The organism is Roseateles sp. (assembly GCF_965229315.1).
Classification (GTDB): domain Bacteria; phylum Pseudomonadota; class Gammaproteobacteria; order Burkholderiales; family Burkholderiaceae_C; genus Pelomonas.
In genome coordinates, this window is the sequence record NZ_CBDDJA010000002.1 from 1,583,693 (window position 1) to 1,604,897 (window position 21,205).

The 21,205-nt window shown below is 69.8% G+C and carries 20 protein-coding genes; 11 read left to right on the top strand and 9 right to left on the bottom strand.

Going from position 1 to position 21,205, the window contains the following annotated elements; genetic code table 11:
* Window positions 1–20 precede the first annotated feature (20 nt).
* The 6 genes from ACO07H_RS12030 to ACO07H_RS12055 form a co-directional block, all read right to left on the bottom strand.
* A complete protein-coding gene (locus ACO07H_RS12030) occupies window positions 21–2,456 on the bottom strand; it encodes a spermidine synthase (RefSeq protein WP_422014382.1) in 2,436 nt (811 codons plus the stop codon).
* Window positions 2,453–3,085 (bottom strand): putative 2OG-Fe(II) oxygenase, encoded by a 633-nt coding sequence (locus ACO07H_RS12035; RefSeq protein WP_422014384.1) that lies wholly within the window; start codon window positions 3,083–3,085, stop codon window positions 2,453–2,455. Before ACO07H_RS12035 ends, ACO07H_RS12030 begins: the two co-directional genes overlap by 4 nt.
* Window positions 3,085–4,044: a HupE/UreJ family protein gene (locus ACO07H_RS12040; protein WP_422014386.1), complete on the bottom strand. Its 960-nt coding sequence runs from the start codon at window positions 4,042–4,044 to the stop codon at window positions 3,085–3,087. The genes ACO07H_RS12035 and ACO07H_RS12040 overlap by 1 nt, the downstream gene beginning before the upstream one ends.
* Window positions 4,041–4,871, bottom strand: a complete 831-nt coding sequence (locus ACO07H_RS12045; RefSeq protein WP_422014388.1) for a peptidyl-prolyl cis-trans isomerase — start codon at window positions 4,869–4,871, stop codon at window positions 4,041–4,043. Before ACO07H_RS12045 ends, ACO07H_RS12040 begins: the two co-directional genes overlap by 4 nt.
* Before the next feature lie 201 nt (window positions 4,872–5,072).
* Window positions 5,073–7,352 carry a hypothetical protein gene (locus ACO07H_RS12050; RefSeq protein ID WP_422014390.1) on the bottom strand — a complete coding sequence of 760 codons (2,280 nt, stop codon included), beginning with the start codon at window positions 7,350–7,352 and terminating at the stop codon, window positions 5,073–5,075.
* A 106-nt stretch (window positions 7,353–7,458) separates the two neighbouring features.
* Complete coding sequence (locus tag ACO07H_RS12055; RefSeq protein WP_422014392.1) at window positions 7,459–7,923, bottom strand: copper chaperone PCu(A)C; 465 nt, start codon at window positions 7,921–7,923, stop codon at window positions 7,459–7,461.
* 192 nt (window positions 7,924–8,115) lie between these two features.
* Here ACO07H_RS12055 and ACO07H_RS12060 point away from each other — a divergent pair, with 192 nt between their 5' ends.
* Window positions 8,116–8,712: a PEP-CTERM sorting domain-containing protein gene (locus ACO07H_RS12060; RefSeq protein WP_422014394.1), complete on the top strand. Its 597-nt coding sequence runs from the start codon at window positions 8,116–8,118 to the stop codon at window positions 8,710–8,712.
* Window positions 8,713–8,773: 61 nt separating this feature from the next.
* On the opposite strand, the gene argF is transcribed toward ACO07H_RS12060, so the two are convergent.
* Window positions 8,774–9,736, bottom strand: coding sequence for an ornithine carbamoyltransferase (gene argF, locus ACO07H_RS12065; protein ID WP_422014396.1), 963 nt, complete (start codon window positions 9,734–9,736; stop codon window positions 8,774–8,776).
* Window positions 9,733–10,938 carry an aspartate aminotransferase family protein gene (locus tag ACO07H_RS12070; RefSeq protein ID WP_422014398.1) on the bottom strand — a complete coding sequence of 402 codons (1,206 nt, stop codon included), beginning with the start codon at window positions 10,936–10,938 and terminating at the stop codon, window positions 9,733–9,735. The genes argF and ACO07H_RS12070 overlap by 4 nt, the downstream gene beginning before the upstream one ends.
* 159 nt (window positions 10,939–11,097) lie before the next feature.
* Here ACO07H_RS12070 and ACO07H_RS12075 point away from each other — a divergent pair, with 159 nt between their 5' ends.
* The gene (locus ACO07H_RS12075; protein WP_422014400.1) at window positions 11,098–11,427 is read left to right on the top strand and encodes a DUF3579 domain-containing protein; all 330 of its coding nucleotides are present in this window, start codon (window positions 11,098–11,100) and stop codon (window positions 11,425–11,427) included.
* A gap of 111 nt (window positions 11,428–11,538) precedes the next feature.
* Entirely contained in the window at window positions 11,539–12,372 is an 834-nt protein-coding gene (locus ACO07H_RS12080; protein ID WP_422014402.1) for an alpha/beta fold hydrolase, read from the top strand.
* Between the two features lie 69 nt (window positions 12,373–12,441).
* Here ACO07H_RS12080 and rpsT read toward each other — a convergent pair whose 3' ends face one another.
* Window positions 12,442–12,738 carry a 30S ribosomal protein S20 gene (gene rpsT / locus ACO07H_RS12085; RefSeq protein ID WP_422014404.1) on the bottom strand — a complete coding sequence of 99 codons (297 nt, stop codon included), beginning with the start codon at window positions 12,736–12,738 and terminating at the stop codon, window positions 12,442–12,444.
* Window positions 12,739–12,858: 120 nt separating this feature from the next.
* On the opposite strand from rpsT, the gene murJ reads away from it, so the two are divergent.
* The 8 genes from murJ (at window position 12,859) to ACO07H_RS12125 (ending at window position 21,081) form a co-directional block, all read left to right on the top strand.
* Window positions 12,859–14,421 carry a murein biosynthesis integral membrane protein MurJ gene (gene murJ / locus ACO07H_RS12090; protein ID WP_422014406.1) on the top strand — a complete coding sequence of 521 codons (1,563 nt, stop codon included), beginning with the start codon at window positions 12,859–12,861 and terminating at the stop codon, window positions 14,419–14,421.
* Window positions 14,422–14,434: 13 nt separating this feature from the next.
* A complete protein-coding gene (locus ACO07H_RS12095; RefSeq protein ID WP_422014408.1) occupies window positions 14,435–15,292 on the top strand; it encodes a SirB1 family protein in 858 nt (285 codons plus the stop codon).
* A 33-nt stretch (window positions 15,293–15,325) separates the two neighbouring features.
* On the top strand, window positions 15,326–16,387 hold the full coding sequence (locus ACO07H_RS12100; RefSeq protein WP_422014410.1) for an AI-2E family transporter: 1,062 nt from the start codon (window positions 15,326–15,328) through the stop codon (window positions 16,385–16,387).
* An 84-nt stretch (window positions 16,388–16,471) separates the two neighbouring features.
* Window positions 16,472–17,188: an HdaA/DnaA family protein gene (locus ACO07H_RS12105; RefSeq protein WP_422014412.1), complete on the top strand. Its 717-nt coding sequence runs from the start codon at window positions 16,472–16,474 to the stop codon at window positions 17,186–17,188.
* Entirely contained in the window at window positions 17,185–17,853 is a 669-nt protein-coding gene (locus tag ACO07H_RS12110; protein ID WP_422014414.1) for an HAD family hydrolase, read from the top strand. Before ACO07H_RS12105 ends, ACO07H_RS12110 begins: the two co-directional genes overlap by 4 nt.
* Window positions 17,850–19,445, top strand: a complete 1,596-nt coding sequence (gene pcnB, locus ACO07H_RS12115) for a polynucleotide adenylyltransferase PcnB (protein WP_422014416.1) — start codon at window positions 17,850–17,852, stop codon at window positions 19,443–19,445. The genes ACO07H_RS12110 and pcnB overlap by 4 nt, the downstream gene beginning before the upstream one ends.
* Window positions 19,442–19,969 carry a 2-amino-4-hydroxy-6-hydroxymethyldihydropteridine diphosphokinase gene (folK, locus tag ACO07H_RS12120; RefSeq protein ID WP_422014418.1) on the top strand — a complete coding sequence of 176 codons (528 nt, stop codon included), beginning with the start codon at window positions 19,442–19,444 and terminating at the stop codon, window positions 19,967–19,969. The genes pcnB and folK overlap by 4 nt, the downstream gene beginning before the upstream one ends.
* Window positions 19,966–21,081, top strand: a complete 1,116-nt coding sequence (locus ACO07H_RS12125; protein ID WP_422014420.1) for an SLC13 family permease — start codon at window positions 19,966–19,968, stop codon at window positions 21,079–21,081. The genes folK and ACO07H_RS12125 overlap by 4 nt, the downstream gene beginning before the upstream one ends.
* The last annotated feature ends 124 nt before the right edge of the window (window positions 21,082–21,205 follow it).

The following is a 21,205-nucleotide window of genomic DNA, read 5'->3' on the forward strand; positions in this document are numbered from 1 at the left end:
ACAGCGTCCGGCTGTTAACCCTAGTTGTGCGTGGGGCGGATGCGGGCGAGCGCGTCGAGCAGCTCGCGCGCCGCGGCCGGGTCGCTGGGGGCCAGGGCTTGCGCCAGGCGGCGCAGCGGCTCGGCGGCGGGCTGGAAGTCGGGGCTCTGGCGCAGCACGGCCAGCAGCGGCGCGCCGACGCGGGCCAGCATCACCGCGGGGTCGGCGCTGGGCGTGGTGCGGCGGCCCAGGTCCAGGTAACTGCGGCGAGCTTCGGCATAGGCCGTTACGCGCGCAGCCAGCGCGGCATCGGGCGTGACGAGCAGCGCCGAAGCGTCGAGGTGAAGTTCACCCAGCAGCGCCAGCAACCGGTCGCGCGGCGCGGAGTCCGGCGCGTAGGTGATGCGCGGCGCGCGGTAGGCCACCCAGGGGCGGTCGTCGCTGTTCAGCGGCGCACCGGCCGCAAAGCGTCGCAGCGCGCTCGCGTCGGCAATGAAGCTGCCCAGGCGGGCCATCTCATCGGCGAGGCCGAAGCGCGCGGCCAGTTCGGGCGCCGGCCGCCCCGGCTGGAATCGCGTGCCGCCCGCGCGTGCGACCAGGCCCACGGTGGGCGTGTCCAGGCTGTTGCTGGCCAGCACGGCCGCGCCGTCCGGAAAGGCCGCCAGGAACGCGGCCGTGATGCTGCGCAGCGTGTCCCGGTCCAGTTGGTGCAGCGGCAGCCATTGGCAGAACAGGCCCTGCGCTGCCAGCCGTTCGCGCACGGCACGGAAATGCTCCACCGTGTAGAGCGCACCCGAGCCGCTGCGCGCCGGGTGGAAGTTGTCGGACACGATGACGTCGTAGCGCTGTGCGGTGGTGCGCACGTAGCGGCGCGCGTCGGCGGCATGCAGGGCGGGCGCTGGCCCGTCACCCAGCGCGGGGCGAAACAGCGCGGAGGCCGAGATCACGTCGGGCAGCAGCTCCACCGCATCGACCTGCAGACCCGGCAGCCGCGCCGCGACGCCGGCCGTGATGCCCGAGCCCACGCCGAGGAACAGCGCGCGGTGCGGTGCCGGGTGCAGCAGCAGCGGCAGCAGTGCCTGGCGTCCGTCGACCAGCAGCGTCGCGCTGCTGCCTTCCTGCTGGCGGTTGTTGATGCGCAGCCGGGCCACGCCTTGCACGTCCTCGACGACGCTGACAGCGGCCATCACGCCGTCGCGGTAGCTCAGCAGGTGGCTGCCCTCGGGCACGTCGATGAAGGCCAGAGGCGGCGCGAACATGGCGATCACCGCCGCCGCGCCGGCCGGCAACCACCAGCCGGCACTGCGCCAGGCCGACGTCAGCAGCAGGTAGCCGGCCAGCACCGCCAGCAGCGCGAACTTCGGCCCCAGCAGCGGCGCCAGGCCCACGCCGAAGACGGGCGCCGCCAGCATCGCACCCAGCGTGTTGACGCCCAGCGCACGGCCGAGGGGCTGGCCGGCCTGCGCCGCTTCCGCGCAGAGCTGGCAGAACAGGGCGCCCATGACGAAGGTCGGCAGCGCGAATGCGGCCACGGCCAGCAGCGCCTCGACGGCCAATGCACTGGCCAGCGTCGCGGGCAGTGCGGCCAGCAGCGCTTGCTTGATCGCCTCCGCGCCCCACAGCGCCGCCAGGCTGGGCAGCAGGCTGAGGGCAAGTGCCTGCAGAAGCCGTGGCCTGCCCCGCAGGCGTCGCCAGCGCACGTAGGCCGCCGCGCCCAGTGCGCTGCCGCCCAGGTAGACGGCCAGCAGCAGCGCGAAGCTGTAGACCGTGTCTTCCATCACCTGGCTCAGCACGCGCACCACCAGCACCTCGTAGCCGACGCCCAGCAGGCCGGTCGCCGCCAGCAACGCGAGCGGCCGTGCCGACGTGGGCCGTGTCGGCGGCTGCGCCGGCTGCGCGCGCAGGGCCATGCCCGCCAGCAGCGCGCAGCCGAGGTTGAGTGCGACGCACAGGCCGGCGCTGCGCGTGAGCCCCCAATCCGGGATCAGCCACAAGGCCGTGACCAGCACGCCGACGACCGCGCCCAGCGTGTTGGCGGCGTACAGCGGCGCGACGCGGGCCGTGCCCAGCCGCGCCATGGCCGGCAGCGTCGCGCCCATGGCGGCCGTGGCGGGCAGCAGCAGCATGAGGCTCGCGCCGAAGGCCACGCCCCATTGCCGCGCCGGGGTCGCGTCCGGCCCCATCAGTGCCAGCGCCGTGCCGCTGGCCGCCGGCATCGTGGCGATCAGCACCAGGCCCCAGCTGCCGATCACCGCCTCGCAGCCGGCGTACCAGCGCAGCGGCCGGTCGCTGGCGGCGATGCGCCGACCCAGCGCCAGCGCGCCCAGCGACAGCCCGCCGAAGAACGCCGCCACGACGGCCAGCACCGCCGCCGACTCGTGGCCCAGCACCAGGCCCAGCTGCTGCGTCCAGACGATCTGGTAGCCCAGCCCGGCAAAGCCGGACGCGGCCATCAGCACCAGGGCCAAGGCCCTCAAGCGTTGAAGCTCAGTGTGTAGCCCCAGCTCTCCAGCCGCGTCGGGATCGCGTTGAAGGCCAGCGAGATGCGCCGCCCGCCAGCGTTGGGCGGCACGGCGTGCATCAGGTAGCTGGGGAACAGGACGAGGTCACCGGGACTGGGCGCGGGGCTGACCCACTTCTCGGCGTTGTAGGGGCCGGTGGTCACGCCGGCATGGTCGTTCTTCAGCGCGAAGTCATGGCCGCCGGGCGACTTCATGAAGACCGTGCGGGCCGAATCGTCGGTGCCTGTCAGGTAGACCACGCCGGACGCGAAGCTGTTGGCGTGGTTGTGCATGGCCTGGCGGCCGCCGGTGTCCAGCACGTTGACCCACATTTCCTTGATCGCCCAGCCCAGCGGTTCGCCGAACAGCAACTGGCCGAACTGGACGATCCTGGGCGTTAGCAGCGCCGCGGCCTGCACCAGCAGCGGGCTGTCGGTCGGCTGCAGCATGCGGGTGTGCGACAACGCGTCGGAGCTGTTGTTGGCCTCCAGCGCACGCGTCGTGAAGTGGTCCACCAGCGCGTTGACGAGCGGCAGCGGCAAGGCACCCGGCGCGCGCAGCAGCGGCGTCGGAAAAAGGCCGATCACTTCATCAGCGGCTGCCATCAGGGCACCAGTGCCGCGATGCGCAGCCACGACCAGTACGCCGCCACGCTGCCGATCAGGTACAGCAGCACCGTGCGCAGCCGCTGTGCGGCTGGCCAGCGGGCGCTGACGCGCCACAGGCACCAGCACACGCCCACCGTCATCAGCTGGCCGACCTCCACGCCGACGTTGAAGGTCAGCAGCGCGACGAACAGGTGGTTGTCCGGCAGGCCGATCTCTTTCAGCGCGCCGGCAAAGCCCAGGCCGTGGACCAGGCCGAACAGGAAGGCCACCAGGGCCGGCCAGCGGCGCGCCAGGGTTTCGCGCTTGTGCAGCGCCTCGCCGGCCACCAGCACGATGGACAGCGCGATGGTGGCCTCCACCGGCGGCGGGCGCAGCACCAGCCAGCCCAGCGCGCTGCTGGCCAGCGTCAGGCTGTGCGCGGCGGTGAAGGCGGTGATGGTCCAGATCAACCGTTTGTTGAAGCCGACCAGGAACAGCAGCCCGATGACGAACAGCAGGTGGTCGATGCCGCTCAGGATGTGCTCCACGCCCAGCAGCGCGTAGGCGCTGGCGATCTCGCCCATGCCGCGTGGGTCGTCGGCCGCACCGTAGAGCTGCACGATGGGCTGTCCGGAGGTCAGCGTGTAGACGCGCGTCTGCCCGTCGAGCCAGAACACCTTGACGAGCACGGCCGAGTAGCGCTCGCCGACGCCCTTGATGGACAGGTTGCCGGAGAGGCCGTGCTCGCCGCAGCGCAGCACGTTGGACTCCGTCGTGCAGCCTGCGGGCCAGACGGGCGTCAGGTCTTGTGCGGCCGGGCGTTTCTCGGTGGCCATCCACTGCCACGTGAACTCGCCGCGCTGCATCTCGCGCAACTGCATCTCGGCCATGCTCATCTCGTGGGCGCGCGAGGGCAGGGCGTTCAGCGCCAGCGCGATCAGCAGGGCCGCACGCAGCCAGAGGGCCAGGCGCGTCATTGCGCGGGCACCTTGATGACGTACTTCTTGGCGAGCGCCGCGACGGCAGCGCTGCGCTGCTCGGCCATGGTCGCGTCCGTCCAGTCCTGCAGCACCACGCCGCGCAGCACTTCGAAGTTGCCGGGCCTGGGTGGCGTGGCGGCGTCCAGCCGCACGGCGCGCCAGCCTTCGCGGCTTTGCAGCGCCAGCCACTGGCCGGGCGTGGCGCTTTCAAGCGCCCTGGCGAAGTCGGCGCCGTAGCTCTGCAGCAGGTTGCTGTGCGGGCGGCCCTTGAAGACGCGCAGGCCGGCCTTGGCGTCGCCCGGTGCGCCGGCGTTCAGCGCGTCGACGAAGGCGCGCACGGCCGCCTCGCCGGTCTCACCCGACAGCACGGCCTCCTGGAAGTCGAAGCGCGCGGGTTCGTCGTACTTCTCGCGGTGCGTCTCGAACCAGCCGCGCAGCAGCGTGTCGTCCACCGGCGGCAGCTTGGTGCCGGTGTCGACGACGCTGAGCGCCTTGAAGATGACGCGTTCGCGGATGGCGGTGTCGCCCTTGTCCAGCTGCAGCGCCAGGCCTTCGCGGTACAGCACCTCGTTGTCCAGCCAGACCTTGCGCAGTGCGGTCAGTTCCTCGGCATTGGGGTCGCGGTTGCGCGTGGCCTTGAAGAGCTGGCGGGCCTCTTCGTCCACCTCGGTGCCGATGACGATTTCGTTGGCATCGCTGCTGCCGCGGTTGGCGACGTGGTCGATGCCGAACAGCAGCGCGCCCAGCAGCAGGAAGTGCAGCAGCGGCTCGCGCGTCCAGGCAGGCAGTGGCTTGGCGGGCGGTGCTTGGGTGGACGAGGTCAAGGGCAGTGGGGCGGACATGGATCAGGCGGGACACGGGGACAGGCGGCGGATGCTATCGACGCTGCAAGACAGAATGACGACAAGCCGCGGGGCGGCGGCGAGCGGGGCTGAGCCGGCCCGGCGCGTCATCGTGGCCGCGCCGCGCGAAACAAAAAGGGGCGCCACGTGGCCGTGGCGCCCCCTTCAACCCGGCAGCGCGGTTTACTTGACGCCGGCGACGGCGACCGAGTTGGCCACTTCGACGTAGATCGGGTTGCTGTAGAACCACAGGTCCGACCAGGCGGCCACGTCGTAGGCGACGTACTTCTGGCCGGACACCGTGGGCAGGTGGGCCGGGCAGCCGTTGATGGCGTCACCGGTGAGCACCGTGCCGACGGTGTTGCAGGGGATGCGCAGCATGGTCGTGTCGTTGGCGTTCGTGAAGATGTCGGCCAGCGGGTTGCCGCTCGCGTCGGTCTCGAACGGCACGGCCGGCGGCAGGTTGCTGCCGCGCAGGCGCACGTATTGCGAGGCCTGCACCGCGGGGATGCGCAAGCTCATCTTCAGGAACTTGGTGTTGTCCACGCCGGACTGCACCGTGACCCAGGGCGTGGCGCCGTTGCCGTTGAAGGTCTTGATGACGGCGGCCGTCGTGTTCTTCGCGGCGGCGGGCACCACGGAGAGGTCGGCGGTGGTGCCGTCGGCCCTCAGCCAGGCCGTGTTGCGCGGCCATTCGCCCGAGTAATCGGCCGCGCCCGGGGCCTTGTAGCCGCTGACCAGGCCGCGCACGACGTCCACGTGGTCCAGCACCGGCTTGTTGATCGGCTGGGTGATGCCGACCTGGGCCAGCGACGGGTTGGGGAAGGTGTAGGGCGAGTAGTTCGCGCCTTCCGGGTCACGCAGCGCGACGGCCACGACGATCTCGGCGCCGGCCCGCACCTGCAGCTTCTCGCCCATTGTGGCGCAGCCGGTGGTGTCGATGTCCGTGCCCTTGGTGGCGGCAGCCACGGCGATGGCTTCGACGGCGGCGTTGGTGCGCGCGCTCGGGCCGGGATAGGACACGCAGGCGACGAAGGCCAGGCGGTCGATCAGCTGGCCCGTGGTGGACCAGGCGTTGCCGCTGCGCAGGCCGTCGACGATGGCCTGCGGGCGCAGCTTGTCGGTGCCATTGCGGGCCAGGATGTAGGTGCGCTGGTATTCGCCGGGGTAGAAGTCCTGCGTGGAGCGGCGGTCGTCCGGGCCGAACATGCCGCGGTTGTGCCAGTCGGAGCTGGCGAAGAACCACCAGTTGCGGCCTTCGCCCAGCAGCGCGTCCCACACGCCGCCCACCTGGCCGGCGTAGACGCCCGTGCCGCCGTAAGTGGTGCCGCCGACGGAGTCGGTCAGCACGCCGGCGATGCTGTTGCGCTTGACCTGGTATTCGCCGCGGTTGCTGGATGCGCCGTGGCCGGGCTGCGACTCGAAGCCGAAGGCGACGTTGGGCGCCGCGTTGTTGAAGTTGCGCAGGTGCTCGATGTTGAAGCCGTTGTTGCCGTCGGGGTTGAACGGGCCGGCGCGCTCCAGGTGGGCGGGCACGTAGTAGCTGGCGTTGGGGTGGAACTTGGCCATCCACTTCAGCGCCTCGACGGTCTTCAGGTGACCCTTGCTGCCGGTGCCGGTGCCGCCGGGCTGCATCAGCTTCTTGGCCGCGTCGGTCCAGCCCAGCGTGGCGGACGTGGAGTCGGCGCTGTCGGGGTTGGCGCAGTTCCAGTTGTTGCCCACCGTGGAGCCGGTGGTGTTGCCGCGGCTGGTGTCGGTGTCGCCGCGGTCGAAGCAGTAGGACCACTGGGCCAGCGCGTTGGCATTGCCCAGCGCCGTGTAGCCGGGCGTGGTGGGCAGCGTGGCGTTGTCCATGGACGCGGGCATCTGGCCCGTGATGACGGACATCGACGTGTGCTCGTGGCCGGCCACGACGGACTCCATGCCGATGAACAGCGGCACGTTCTTGTACGCCGCCAGGTATTCCAGCTGCGGGTACTGGTACTCCTGGATGGACTGCCAGCGCCACATGTTGCCGTTGCCGCCCACGCCGCCGTTCAGGCCCTTGAGGTTGGCGGCACCGATGCTCTGTGCCCAGGTCGTGGCCGGGCCGGCGTATTGCGAGGGCGATTGCCCGGTGCCGGTGTTGAAGGGCGTGTTGCCGCTCAGGTAGGGGTAGGCGGGCGTGGCCAGCGTGGCGTCTTCGGCCAGCGTGCAGTTGCGGTTGCCGTTGCCGCCGTGGCCGGCTTGCACGAACCAGTCCAGGCCCCAGGGCGTGTCGACCTTGTCGGTGGCCTTCTTGACCAGCTTCTGCATGGAGATCGCGCCGTCCGAGCAGGTGGTGTGGTTGTGGAAGTCGCCGGCGACGTATTTGCCGGCGGTCTTGCCGGCGGCGGTCGCGAAATTGGGCGCGATGACCGCGGCAGCGCCAAGCGCCGCGACGGCGGCCAGGGCGATCTGGCTCTTGCTGAAGATGTGGTTCATGAAGGCTGCTCCAGGGGTGTGTGGGCGGGGCTGAAAACGGGCGGATGCTAGGAAGCGGGCGTGACCTTGGCGTGACGGCTCTGTGGCGGTTTGGCGCGGGTGTTGTTCAGCGCAGACCGGCGAAGTCCACGTTGAGCTGCGCGTTGACCGCATCGCCCGACGCGAACAGCAGGCGCAGCGGAAAACTGCGGCCGATCTGCAGCGGCTGCTGCAGGTCCAGCAACTCGATGTGCAGGCCGTCTTCGGTGAGGGTCAGCTCCTGCCCCTCGCGGATCAGCAGGTCCACGCCCTTCACCTGCGCATCTGTCTTGGGGCCGGCCAGGCGTGCGCCGCCGCACACGGGAGACTCGACGCCGATCAGGCGGTCGGTCTTCTGCACCTCGTCGAATCTCATGCACAGCGTGGCGGTGTCGGCGTCCACGCGCGTCGCGCGCGTCCATGGGTGCCAGATGCGCAGGCGCGAGCTGAAGAAGTCACAGGCCTGCGCGGAGCGTGACCAGCCGGTGAGGCCGGCGGCAGCGGCGGTGGCGGCGACCAGCAGGCGGCGGCGGGGCAGGGGGGTGGAATGCATGCGGGCCTCGGCGGAAAAGCCCGGACCATCACCGCCGCGCGTGACAGCGCCATGAAACGGCGACCGGTGGCGGGAGACATGGCGCTGCCTTATTTGCGTCACGCCGCTGTCGTCTTTGCCGACCACACTGCGCCCCGAAATCAGACGCAGCGGCTGCGGCCGCCCCATCCTTCCTGCCCTGGAGTTCTGCCCATGAAGCTCGCCACCCTCGCCCTGGCCCTCGGCCTGTCCGCACCGGCCTTCGCATCCACCACCTTCACGGTGGACTTCGAGAAGAGCTGGGACTACGGCCAGATGGTCGACGCCAGCTACGCCGCCAGCGGCGTGACGTTCACCAACGTGATGGGCCTGTCCAACGGCGACGGCCTGGGCAGCCTGCCTGACGGGGCCTACTACGCCGGCGCACCGTCGCCGCAGGGCGTGGGCTTCGTGCAACTGGACGGCGTCGTCAACACGGCCGCCTACATGAACGTGGCCGGCGGCGTCGAAGGCGGCCTGCGCTTCTTCTACTCGTCGCCCAGCGACGTGAGCTTCGCCATCAGCGCCTACTCCGGCCTGAACGGCACCGGCACGCTGCTGGGCACGATCAACCTGACCGCCAACTCGGCCGACTACACGACCTGGACCCAGGCCGTGCTGACGTTCGGCGGTGTCGCGCAGTCGTTCGACCTGACCGGTGCGGCCAACGTCGTCGGCCTGGACAACATCTCGGCCGTGCCGGAACCCAGCAGCGTCGCGATGCTGCTGGCTGGCGCGACGCTGCTGCTGGCCCGCCGTCGCCGCGGCTGATCGGCAAACGCACATAGAAAAAGCCGGCGGTGAGGCCGGCTTTTTTCTGCAGAGGTGGCGGTCAGCCGATCCGGCCGAGCAAAAGGTACTCCATGAGTGCCTTTTGCACGTGCATGCGATTCTCCGCCTCGTCCCACACGACGGACTGCGGCCCGTCGATGACGTCGGCCGCCACCTCCTCGCCGCGGTGCGCCGGCAGGCAGTGCATGAAGAGCGCGTCCGGCTTGGCGCGCGCCATCATGTCCCGGTCCACGCACCAGTCGGCGAACGCCGCCTTGCGGGCCTCGTTCTCGGCCTCGTAGCCCATGCTGGTCCAGACGTCCGTCGTCACCAGGTCGGCGCCGACGCAGGCCTCGCGCGGGTCCTTGAACACGCGGTAGCAGTTCGCGTCCTGGATGCCGGCCACGGCCGGATCGATCTCGTAGCCGCCGGGTGTGCTGACGTGCACGGTGAAGCCGAGGATCTCCGCCGCCTGCAGCCAGGTGTTGGCCATGTTGTTGCCGTCACCCACCCAGGCCACGACGCGGCCCTTCAGGCAGTCCATGTCGATGGCGCCGCGGCGGTCCATGCAGCGGTTCTCGATGAAGGTGAACAGGTCGGCCAGGATCTGGCAGGGGTGGTACTCGTTCGTCAGGCCGTTGATGACCGGCACGCGCGAATGCGCCGCGAACGCTTCGATCTTGCTCTGTTCGAACGTGCGGATCATGACGATGTCGACCATGCGGCTGATGACGCGCGCCGAGTCTTCCACCGGCTCGGCGCGGCCGAGCTGGCTGTCGCCGGTGGTCAGGTGCACGACCGAGCCGCCCATCTGGTACATGCCCGCCTCGAAGCTGACGCGCGTGCGGGTGGACGCCTTCTCGAAGATCATCGCCAGCGTGCGGTCCTGCAGCGGCTGGTAGCGCTCGTAGTTCTTGAAGCGCCGCTTGATGATGGCGGCGCGGTCGAACAGGTGGGCGTATTCCTCGGCGCGCAGGTCCTTGAACTGGAGGTAGTGGCGCATCAGAGCATCCCCCGGCTTCATGGCTTGGGCTGGGCCAGCAACGCCTTCACCAGCGGCACCAGGCGGTGGGCGATCTCGCGGGCCTCGTCGTGCGTGAGGATCAGCGGCGGCACCAGGCGGATGACGCGTTCGGCCGTCACGCTGAACAGCACGCCGGCATCGATGCCCTGGGCCAGCAGCGCGCCGCAGGCGCGGTCCAGCTCGATGCCCAGCATCAGGCCCTGGCCGCGGATCTCGACGACGCCGTCGACGCCCGCCAGCCCTTCGGCCAGCGCCTGGCGCAGCGTCTCGCCGACGGCCGCGGCGTTGGCGAGCAGGCCGTCTTCTTCCATGATCTTCAGCGTCTCGACGCCGGCACGCATGGCCAGCGGGTTGCCGCCGAAGGTGGTGCCATGGTTGCCGGCCTGCAGCACGCCCGCCGCGCGCGGGCCGCAGACGACGGCGCCCACCGGCACGCCCGAGCCCAGGCCCTTGGCCAGCGGCATGACGTCAGGGGTGATGCCGGCCCACTGGTGGGCGAACCACTTGCCGGTGCGGCCGATGCCGCACTGCACCTCGTCCAGCATCAGCAGCAGGTCGCGCTCGTCGCAGATGCGGCGCAGCGCCTGCAGGAAGTCGATGCGGGCTGGGTTGATGCCCCCCTCGCCCTGGATGGTCTCCAGGAAGATGGCCGTGATGTGGGGGTGGGCGTCCAGCGCGGCCTCGACGGCGGCGGTGTCGTTGAGCTTCACGCGCACGAAGCCGGGCACCAGCGGCGCGAAGCCGGCCTGGATCTTGGGGTTGGCCGTGGCCGACAGGGTGGCGAGCGAGCGGCCGTGGAAGGCGCCCTCGAACACCATCACGGCGGGGTTGGTGTTGCCGCGGTCATGGCCGAACTTGCGGGCGATCTTCAGCGCCGCCTCGTTCGCTTCGAGGCCGCTGTTGCAGAAGAAGACGTTGGCCAGCCCCGAGATCTCGCAGAGCTTGGCGGCGAGCTGCTCCTGCAGCGGCACGTGGTAGTAGTTGCTCGTGTGGATGAGCCGGCTGACCTGCTCCTGAAGCGCCGGCACCAGGCGCGGGTGGTTGTGACCCAGCGTGTTGACCGCGATGCCGGCCAGCCCGTCCAGGAATCGTCGGCCCTGCGTGTCCCAGACCCAGCAGCCCTGGCCGTGCGAGAGCGCAACGGGCAGGCGGCCGTAGGTCGGCATCACATGGGGCTCGGACGAGGAGGGCACAGCGTTCATCGGGTCTCCAAAGGTTCCTGGAAAGGTTGAGGAAAAGTGGGCTTTTGATTCTAGGGTTGATGCGAAGACATTTGTTGCGCCGCAGCAGATAAGCGCCTGCCGAGGCACAATAGGGGTCTTTGTCAGCGGCGCTCCGCTGTACCGCAAAACGCCCGTTTCATGACCGTTGCCCCCCCGCCGCGCGAAGTCTTCATCCAAGGTGTGACCCTGGATGGAAAAACCTTCCGCCCGAGTGACTGGGCGGAGCGGCTGGCAGGCGCCATGTCGTGTTTTCGCCCGGGCGGCGTGCGCCCCGGCATCGGCGCCCACATCGGCTACTCGCCGCTGTGCGTGCCCACCGTCATCAACGGGGTGAAGTGCGTCATCGTCAACGAGGAGCTCAGGCGCCTGGAGCCGATGGCCTGGGACTTCGTCATGAACTTTGCCCGCGACAACAACCTGCAGGTCGCCGAAGCCTGCCTGCTGCCGGATGGCAAGCCGGCCGCCTGAAGCGGCACGCCTATCGACATCCCCATGGCACATGGCCTGGGGCCACCGGTATCCTTTGCAACGTTGGGCCATGTGTCGATGACTACCCCTGCTGCATCACTCCCGGTTGACTTGCCGCGCACGGCACTGCCCGAGTCTGCGCGCGCGTTGACGCCGACCTGGGTGTTGCTGCGCGGGCTGTCGCGGGAGAGCGGGCATTGGGGCGTCTTCCCGGACCACCTGCTGCGCGAACTGCGGGGGCTCCAGCCGGCGTCGCGGCTGCTGATGCAGGACCTGCCCGGCACCGGCACGATGCGCCGCCAGGCCAGCCCCACGCAGGTGTCGGCCATCGTCGAAGCCTGTCGGGCCGATCTGCGGCAGCGCGGCATCCAGGGGCCGGTGTCGCTGGTGGGCATGTCGCTCGGCGCGGCGGTGCTGACGGACTGGGCCAACCGCTACCCGGACGAGATCGAGGCCGGCGTGCTGATCAATCCCAGCCTGCGGCCGTTCAGCGAGTTGTTCCGCAAGCCGCGGCCGCTGAACTACCTCGGTCTGCTGCTGCTGTCGCTGAGCCGCTTCAGCGCCCGCATGCGCGAGGAGCGCGTGCTGAGCCTGACGACACGGCTGACCCCCCCGCACGCCGTCATTGATCGCTGGCTGGAGTTGCAGCGCCAGCATCCGCTCGGCGTGCGCAACACGGCGCGCCAGCTGCTGGCCAGCATTCGCTACCGTGCCAGCCGCACACGCCCCGCTGCACCGATGCTGCTGCTGTGCAGCAAGGCCGATGGCCTGGTGGACTGGCGCTGCTCGCAGGCGATCAGCCGTGCCTGGGGGGCGCCGCTGCGGCTGCACACCAGGGCCGGCCACGACTTGCCGCTGGATGACCCGCAATGGGTGGCCCGTGTCGTCGCCGAGTGGCTGCGCGATCGCAGCATCCAGGGCGTGGTGCCGGGCGAGTGGCATTGAAAATCCCGTCCTGGAATGCAAAAGGCCCGCTAGAGCGGGCCTTTTGCTTGCACCAGAGCTGGATTTGAATCAGGCCGCGAGAGCCTTGATCTTGGCGGACAGGCGGCTCTTGTGACGAGCAGCCTTGTTCTTGTGGAAGATGCCCTTGTCGGCGACAGAGTCGATGACGGCTTGGGCGCTCTTGAACAGGTCGGCGGCCTTGGCCTTGTCGCCGGCCGTCACAGCCTTTTGCACGTTCTTGACGACCGTGCGGAATTTGGAGCGCAGCGCGGTGTTCGCGGCGTTGAGCTTGACGTCCTGGCGGGCGCGTTTGCGACCCGACGCCAGGCGAACCGTCTTCTTCTTGGCTTTGGAGCTGGTTGCCATGCTGTTTGTATACCCAGTTGGTGCAAAGACCATGAGTCTAGCATGACAACAGGGTTTCAGCCAAGTATCCCGCCAGAGTTCTGGAAAAGCCTCCCGAAGGCGGCACAGATAATCCTGCGCATGAATCTGCTGCGCGCTGCGTCGACCATCTCCCTGCTGACCCTGACCTCGCGCATCACCGGCCTCGTTCGTGAACAGATGGTGGCCGGCCTGTTCGGCGCCACGGCGATGACCGATGCCTTCCTGGTGGCGTTTCGCATTCCCAACCTGCTGCGCCGGCTGTTTGCCGAGGGTGCCTTCTCGCAGGCCTTCGTGCCGCTGCTGGCCGGCACCCGGGCGAAGGAGGGCGAGGAGGCCACGCACCGCCTGATCGACGCCGTCGCGACGGTGCTGCTGTGGGCGCTTGTGGCGACGTCCGTGGTGGGCATCGCCGCGGCGCCGGTGCTGGTCTGGCTGCTGGGGTCGGGCCTGTCGACCGGGGCGTTCGACGCCTCCGTCGTCATGACGCGCTTCATGTTCCCCTACATCGGCTGCATGTCGCTGGTCGCGCTGTCGGCGGGCATCCTGAACACCTGGCGGCGCTTCGTCGTGCCGGCGGCCACGCCGGTGCTGCTGAACCTGAGCGTCGTCGCCGTCGGCTGGGCGCTGGCCGGGCCGTTGCAGCGCGCCGGCTACCCGGGGATCTATGCGATGGCTTTCGGCGTCATGCTGGGCGGCGTGCTGCAGTTGCTGGTGCAGTGGCCGGCGCTGCGGGCCATCGGTGCGATGCCGCGCCTGAGCCTGAGCTGGCGTGGCTTCAAGGCCTCGCGTGCCCACCCCGGCGTGGGCCGGCTGCTGCTGAACATGGGGCCGGCGCTGCTGGGCGTGGGCGTGTCGCAGCTGTCGCTGATGATCAACACGCAGATCTCCAGCCACCTGGCTGAAGGGGCGACGTCCTGGCTGAACTATGCGGACCGGCTGATGGAGTTCCCCATCGGTCTGCTGGGCGTGGCGCTCAGCGCGGTGCTCACGCCGCAGCTCTCCGCAGCGCAGGCCTCGGGGGAATCCGGCCGCTACAGCCGGCTGCTGGATTGGGGCCTGCGCATGGTGATGCTGCTGGCGCTGCCCTGCGCCGTCGCGCTGCTGGTGTTCGCCGAGCCGCTGACGGCGGTGCTGTACCACCGCGGCGCCTTTCGCGCCTCCGACGTCGCGCACACCGCGCAGTCGGTGATGGGGTGGGGCGTGGGCCTGCTGGGCCTCATCGCCATCAAGGTGCTCGCCCCCGGGTTCTATGCGCGCCAGGACACCGGCACGCCGGCCAGGATCGCCGTCGCCGTGCTGGTGCTGACCCAGTGCTTCAACCTCGTCTTCGTGCCCTGGATCGGCGTGGCCGGCCTGGCGCTGTCCATCGGCCTCGGTGCGCTCGTCAACGCGACCTGGCTGCTGGTCGGCCTGAAGAAGCTGGGCAGCTATCGCCCGGAGCCCGGGTGGGCTGCCTACGTCCTGCGCGTGGGCCTGGGCTGCGTGGCGATGGGCCTGCTGCAGTGGCAGCTCGCCGCCCGGCTGGACTGGATTGCACTGGGTGCCCACGAAATGCAACGCGCGCTGTTCATGGCCGCGAGCCTGGCCGGCAGCGCCATCGTCTACTTCGCGGTGCTGATGCTGGCCGGCATGAGGCTCCGGGCGCTGGCGCGCCCGACCTGAGGTGCACCCGACCATGCAGTACGCCGTACCCACCCCGCTGGACTACTTCGCCACGCTGGTGGCGCAGGACCAGGGCTTGAACCTGCTCGAAGCGGCCGTCAGCCTGGCGCAGGACGAGCACCCACGGCTCGACGTGCAGGCCGTGCTGGCCGGCGTCGATGGCCTGGCGCGCCGGCTGCGCGAGCGCACGGCGATGGACGCCTCGCCCGCCCACAAGCTGAGCGTGCTGACGCGTTTCTTCCACGGCGACCTGGGGTTCGCCGGCAACCTGAACAACTACTACGCCGCCGACAACAGCTTCATCCACCGCGTGCTGGAAACGCGCCGCGGCCTGCCGATCTCGCTGGCCGTGCTGATGCTGGAGCTGGCCGAGCACATCGGCCTGCGCGCGTCGGGCGTCGCATTCCCGGGCCACTTCCTCGTCAAGTGCAGGGTCGGCCTGGGTGACGCCGTCATCGACCCGTTCACGGGCGAGTCGCTGTCGCTCGCGCGGCTGGACGAGCGGCTGGCGCTGTACCGCCAGGGCAGCGGCCTGCCCGACGACCTGGAACTGCCGCTGGAATTCTTCCTGCGCGCCGCAACGCCCCGGCAGATCCTGGCCCGCATGCTGCGCAACCTGAAGGAAATGCACCGCGCCGAGCAGGATTGGCCGCGGCTGCTGGCGGTGCAGCAGCGTCTGGTCGTGCTGCTGCCCGACGACCCGACCGAGCGCCGCGACCGCGGCCTGGTGCTGGATGCGCTGGGGGCTGGCGCCGCGGCGGCCGACGATCTGGCCGCCTACCTGGCCGAGTGCGGTGACGCGCCCGACGCGCCCGCGCTGCGCGCCCGCCTGAGCATGCTGCTGGACCGCGGCCGGCCGCCGCTTCAGTGACAATCCCGCGCCCATTGCCCGACAACTGCGCCGATGATCACACTCAGCAAGCACCAACGCATCGGCCTGGCCTGGGCCGGCGTTGCCGCTGCGCTGGGCCTGCTGCTGTGGCTGCTGGCGCCGGTGCTGGCGCCCTTCATCATGGCCACGGTGCTCGCCTATGCGCTGGCACCGGCTGTGCAGGCACTGGCGGATCGGCGCGTGCCGCGCATCGTGGCCGTGCTGGTCGTCGAGTTGCTGTTCGTGATGGCTGTGCTGGCGCTGCTGCTGCTGGTGCTGCCCATCCTGAACCAGGAGATTCCGGCACTGCGCGAGCAGGTTCCGGCGCTGGCCACTGCGGCCAACCAGAAGTTAGTCCCTTGGCTGTCGGCACACGGCATCCACCTTCAACTGGACCCGGCCAGCATCAAGGCCTTCATGCTGAAGTACCTCGACGCCAACCTCGAGGACTGGCTCAGCACGGTGCTGAGCTCGGCCCGCATCGGCGGCAGTTTCCTGCTGGCGCTCATCGGCAACGCGGTGCTGCTGCCCGTCGTGCTGTTCTACCTGCTCCACGACTGGCCGCAGTTGCGCATGCGCGCGTGGGCACTCGTGCCGCCGGCGGCGCGCGGGCCTGTGGGCAGCTTCCTGACCGAATGCGACGCCATGCTGGGGCAATACCTGCGCGGCCAGTTGCTCGTCATGCTGGTGCTGGCGGCGTACTACAGCGCAGGGCTGTCACTCGCCGGCTTTGACCTCGCGCTGCCCATCGGCGTGTTCACAGGCCTGGCCGTCTTCATTCCCTACCTGGGCTTCGGCCTGGGCCTGCTGCTGGCGCTGCTGGCCGGGCTGCTGCAGTTCGCCAGCGTCTACGGCGTCGTCGCCGTCGCCGTCGTGTTTGGCGTCGGTCAGTTGCTGGAGGGCTTCGTGCTGACGCCGCGCTTCGTCGGCGAACGCATCGGCCTGAGCCCGCTGATGGTCATCTTCGCGCTGCTGGCCTTCGGCCATCTGCTGGGTTTCATCGGCGTGCTGATCGCGTTGCCGCTGTCGGCGCTGGCCGCCGTCGCGGTGGGCCGACTGCGTCGCGCCTACCTGGCGAGTGCGCTGTTCCGCTGAGTTCACCATGTCCCCACGTTCATTCCGTTCACTGGCCCCTCAGGGGGCGTCCCAGGGCCCTCGGGCGGCCGCGCAGCGCTGACGATGAGGCAGATCCCGCTTGCGCTGCTGGCGCCGCCGACGCACAGCTTCGACAACTTCCTGCCCGGCGCCAATGCCGAGGCCTTGGCCTATCTGCAGGCGCTCACGCCTGGCGGCCCACCGGTGCTGCTGTGGGGCCCGGCCGGCTCGGGCAAGACCCATCTGCTGCATGCGCTGGCCGAGCGCTGGCAGGCCGCAGGCCACCGCGTGGCGTGGTACGACGCCGACACCGCCTTGCCCTGGGAGCTGCCGGCGCACGAGAGCCTGCTGCTGCTGGACGACTGCCAGCGCTTCGACGCCGGCCAGCAGCACGCCGCTTTCGCGCTGTTCGTCGCGTCGGCCGGGCAGGGCTACACCGTCGTGGCGACGGCCGATGCGCCGGCCATCGACCTGGCGTTGCGCGAGGACTTGCGCACCCGGCTCGGATGGGGCCCCAGCTTTGCGCTCGGGCCGCTGCGCGAAGCCGAGATGCGCGCGGTGCTGCGCCGCGAGGCGGACCGCCGCGGGCTGCTGCTGGGCGAGGACGTGCTGTCCTACCTGCTGACCCGCTTCGAGCGCAACCTCAAGGGGCTGATGGCGTTGCTGGAGCGGCTGGACGAGTTCGCGATGGCCAGCAAACGCGCGCTGACGCTGCCGCTGCTCAAGGCCATGCTGGCCGACGAGGCGGGCGAGCCCGGCGAAGGCGGCAAAGAGACAAATGACCCTGACCCCATTTTATGAATCTGACCTTGTTTGACCTCGACGGGACGTTGATCCCGGTGGACTCCGACCATGCCTTCGGCAGCTTCATGGTCGAGGTGGGCTGGGTGGACGGTGCGGCGTGGGGGTCGCGCAACGACGAGTTCTTCGCCCAGTACAACGCCGGCACGCTGGACCTGGCGGCCTACATCGATTTCGCGACGTCGGCCTGGCGGTCGCGGCCGCTGGACGAGGCGCTGGCGATGCGCGAGCGTTTCATGGCCGAAGTGATGCGGCCGGCGCTGCGGCCCGAGGCGGTGGCGCTGGTGGAGCAGCACCGCGCGGCCGGCGACCTGATCGCGGTGGTCACGGCCACCAACGCCTTCGTCACCGCGCCCATCGCGCAGGCCTTCGGTGTGGAGCACCTGATCGCCGTCAACCTGCAGCGCGACGCCGAGGGGCGTTACACGGGCGCCATCGACGGCATCCCGAGCTTTCGCGAGGGCAAGATCGCCCGCGTGGAAAGCTGGCTGCGGGGCCTCGGGGCACAATGGCACGATTTCGAGCGCGTGCATTTCTACAGCGACTCGACCAACGATCTCCCGCTGCTCGAGCGCGTCAGCCACCCGGTGGTGACCAATCCCAGCCCGGCGCTCGCCCTCATCGCCGCGGAACGCGGCTGGCCCCAGATCCAACTCTTCGCATGATCAAGAAGTTCATCGACAAGCTGTTCAGCAAGACCGCGGCGCCCGCCTCCAAGAAGACACCGCTGGGCAAGCGCGTCGAAATCCCGGCCGAGGTGCACGGCATCGACCCCGACCTGCTCGACGAGCGGGCCGTCAAGGTGGTCAAGACGCTGACCGACGGCGGCTTCGAGGCCTACATCGTCGGCGGCGCCGTGCGCGACCTGCTGCTGGGCATGCGGCCCAAGGACTTCGACGTCGCCACCAACGCGACGCCCGAGCAGGTCAAGGGCCTGTTCCGCCGCGCCTTCATCATCGGCCGGCGCTTTCGCATCGTGCACGTCGTCTACGGCCGCGGGCGCGAGCACGAGGTCATCGAGGTCTCGACCTTCCGCGCGCTGCCCACGGACGCCGAAGCCGCTGGCGCCGTGTCGGGCAACGAGAAGACGTCCAAGAGCGAACTGGAAGGCAAGTCCCACGCGGTGGATGCCAGCGGCCGCGTGCTGCGCGACAACGTCTGGGGCCCGCAGATCGAGGACGCCGCGCGCCGCGACTTCACCGTCAACGCGATGTACTACGACCCGCAGCGCCGCCTCATCGTGGATTACCACGGCGGCCTCGCCGACGCCAAGGCCAAGCTGCTGCGCATGATCGGCGACCCCGACACGCGCTACCACGAGGACCCGGTGCGCATCGTGCGTGCCGTTCGCTTCGCCGCCAAGCTGGGTTTCGAGCTGGAGAAGAAGACGCTCGCCCCCGTGCAGGCCTGCATCCCGCTGCTGGCGAATGTGCCGGCCTCGCGCCTGTTCGACGAGATGATCAAGCTGCTGCAGACCGGCCACTCGCTGGCCAGCCTCGCGCAGTTGAAGAAGCTGGGCCTGGTGGGGCAGGGCGGCAAGGTGTTCGCCGTGCTGGACGCGATGCTGACCGACGCGGGCGACCTTCACGACGGCGTGCGCGGCAACTTCGTGCGCCAGGCGTTCGAGGATACCGACCGCCGCGTCAACGACGGCCGCGGCGTCAGCCCCAGCTTCATGCTGGCCTGCATGCTGTGGCACGAGGTGCTGGACCGCTGGACCAAGATCCGCAACGGCGGCGAGCCGCCCGTGCCGGCGCTGGCCCAGGCCATCGACGCCGTCTTCGACGCGCGCATCGGCGACATCTCCGGCCGCGGCAAGCTGGCGGGCGACATGCGCGAGATCTGGATGATGCAGACCCGCTTCGAACGCCGCAGCGGCTCGGGCGTGTTCAGCCTCATCGAGCAGCCGCGCTACCGCGCCGGCTTCGATTTCCTGCGCCTGCGCGCCGACGTGGGCGAGGTCGACCCGGCGCTGGCTGACTGGTGGGAGGACTTCGCGCTCGGCAGCGACGACGACCGGCAGGCCCTGCTGGCCGACGTGCGCGCCTCGCAGCAGAAGGCACCGCGCGTCGTGCGCGCCCCTCGCGCCGACGCGCAGGCGCCGGCCGGCGATGAGGCCGATGAAGACCATGCCGTCGCCGAGCACGGCTCGGATGCGCCGGCCAAGAAGCGCCGCCGTCGCCGCCGCAAGCCTGCGGGCGCAGGCGGTCCGACGGGCAGCGAAGGCACTTCGGCAACCCCATCCAGCGACGCGTGATTTCGCGCGCCTACGTTGGCCTCGGTGCCAATCTCGGCGCCGACCTGTCCGCCACGCTGACGCAGGCGGCGCTCAGCCTTGAGGCCTTGCCGGGCGTGCGCATGGTGGCGCGGTCCAGCGTGTGGCGCAGCGCACCCGTGGACGCTGGCGGCCCGGATTTCCTCAACGCCGTCGTGGCGCTGGACACGACGCTCGCGCCGCTCGAACTGCTGGATGCGCTGCAGGCCGTCGAATCGGCCCATGGCCGCGAGCGACCCTACCGCCATGCGCCGCGCACGCTGGACCTGGACCTGCTGCTCTACGCCGATCTTGTGCTCGACGCGCCGCGCCTGACGCTGCCCCACCCGCGCCTGCATGAGCGCGCTTTCGTGTTGAAGCCGCTGCTGGAGATCGCGCCGGCACTGGCCCACTTGGCGCATGGTGAAGGCTGGCAATCCCAGCGCATCGAGCGCCTGGGCCCGCTTTCACGCGGACCCGCAGAGCATGTGAAGTCAACCCCGGACGGCTCTGACGCATGGCCATGAAGTTCCTGCTGCAACGTGCATGGCGTGGCTTGCGCCACGACCGTTTTTTCCAATTGCTGCTCGCCGTTCTGGTGGTGCTCAGCCTGCTCGCGCCTGCGCGCATCCCCACCTATGCGTCGCTGGTTGACTGGTCGACGATTGCCGCGCTTGCCGGCCTGCTGCTGCTGACCAAGGGGCTGGAGCTCAGCGGGGCATTGCATCGCCTGGGCCGCGTGTTGGTGATGTCGATGCGCACCGAACGTGCCGCCGCGCTGTGCCTGGTGTCGGCCGCAGCCCTGCTGTCCACCGTGCTGACCAATGACGTGGCCTTGTTCGTGGTGGTGCCCCTGACGCTGGGCGTGTGCCGGCTCACGCAGATGCCGGCGACCCGGCTCATCGTGTTCGAGGCGTTGGCGGTGAACGTCGGCTCGGCGCTGACGCCGATCGGCAACCCGCAGAACCTGTTCATCTGGCATCTCTCGAACGTGTCGTTCGGCGAGTTCGTGTGGCACCTGCTGCCGTTGGTGGGCATCCTCATGGCCGCACTGCTTGCGCTGACGGCGGCGGTGTTCGGCAATCGGCCTGTCCAGGTGCGTGACGAAGGTCCGTTGCCGCTCGACCGGGTGCTGCTCGGCGTATCGCTCGCGCTGTATGCCCCGTTCCTGATCGCGACCGACCTGCACCACGCCGGTTGGGCCGCGGTCGCTGCCATGGCGGTCTTTCTGCTTGTCCGCCCGGCCGCACTCGCGCAGCTCGATTGGGGGCTGCTGCTCGTCTTCGTGCTCATGTTCATCGACCTGCGCCTGCTCGCGGGGCTGGACGCGGTGCGCCACGTGATGCTGGGTCTCGGACTCGATCAACCGGTGAACCTGTATTTCGCGGGCATCGGCGCCAGCCAGATCGTCAGCAACGTGCCGGCAGCGATTGCATTGGCGGAGTACTCCAAGGACTGGCGGGTGATCTCCTACAGCGTGAACGTCGGCGGCTTCGGCGTGATGGTCGGCTCGCTGGCCAATCTCATCGCGCTGCGCATGACCGGGGACGCCAACGCGTGGCGGAGTTTTCATGCCTACGCGATACCGGCGCTGTTCGTGGCCACCGCTGTGGGGTATGCGCTGCTGTTCATGGCCTGAGCGCGGGGCTTCGCCCGGTACGGGACCGCTCGGTCCGTCCGGGTGGCTACTTCATCTTCCCGTCGGCCTGATGACGAATCCATGACGGCGGCCGGTAAACTGCGCGCCTTCCAAGAAATCCAAG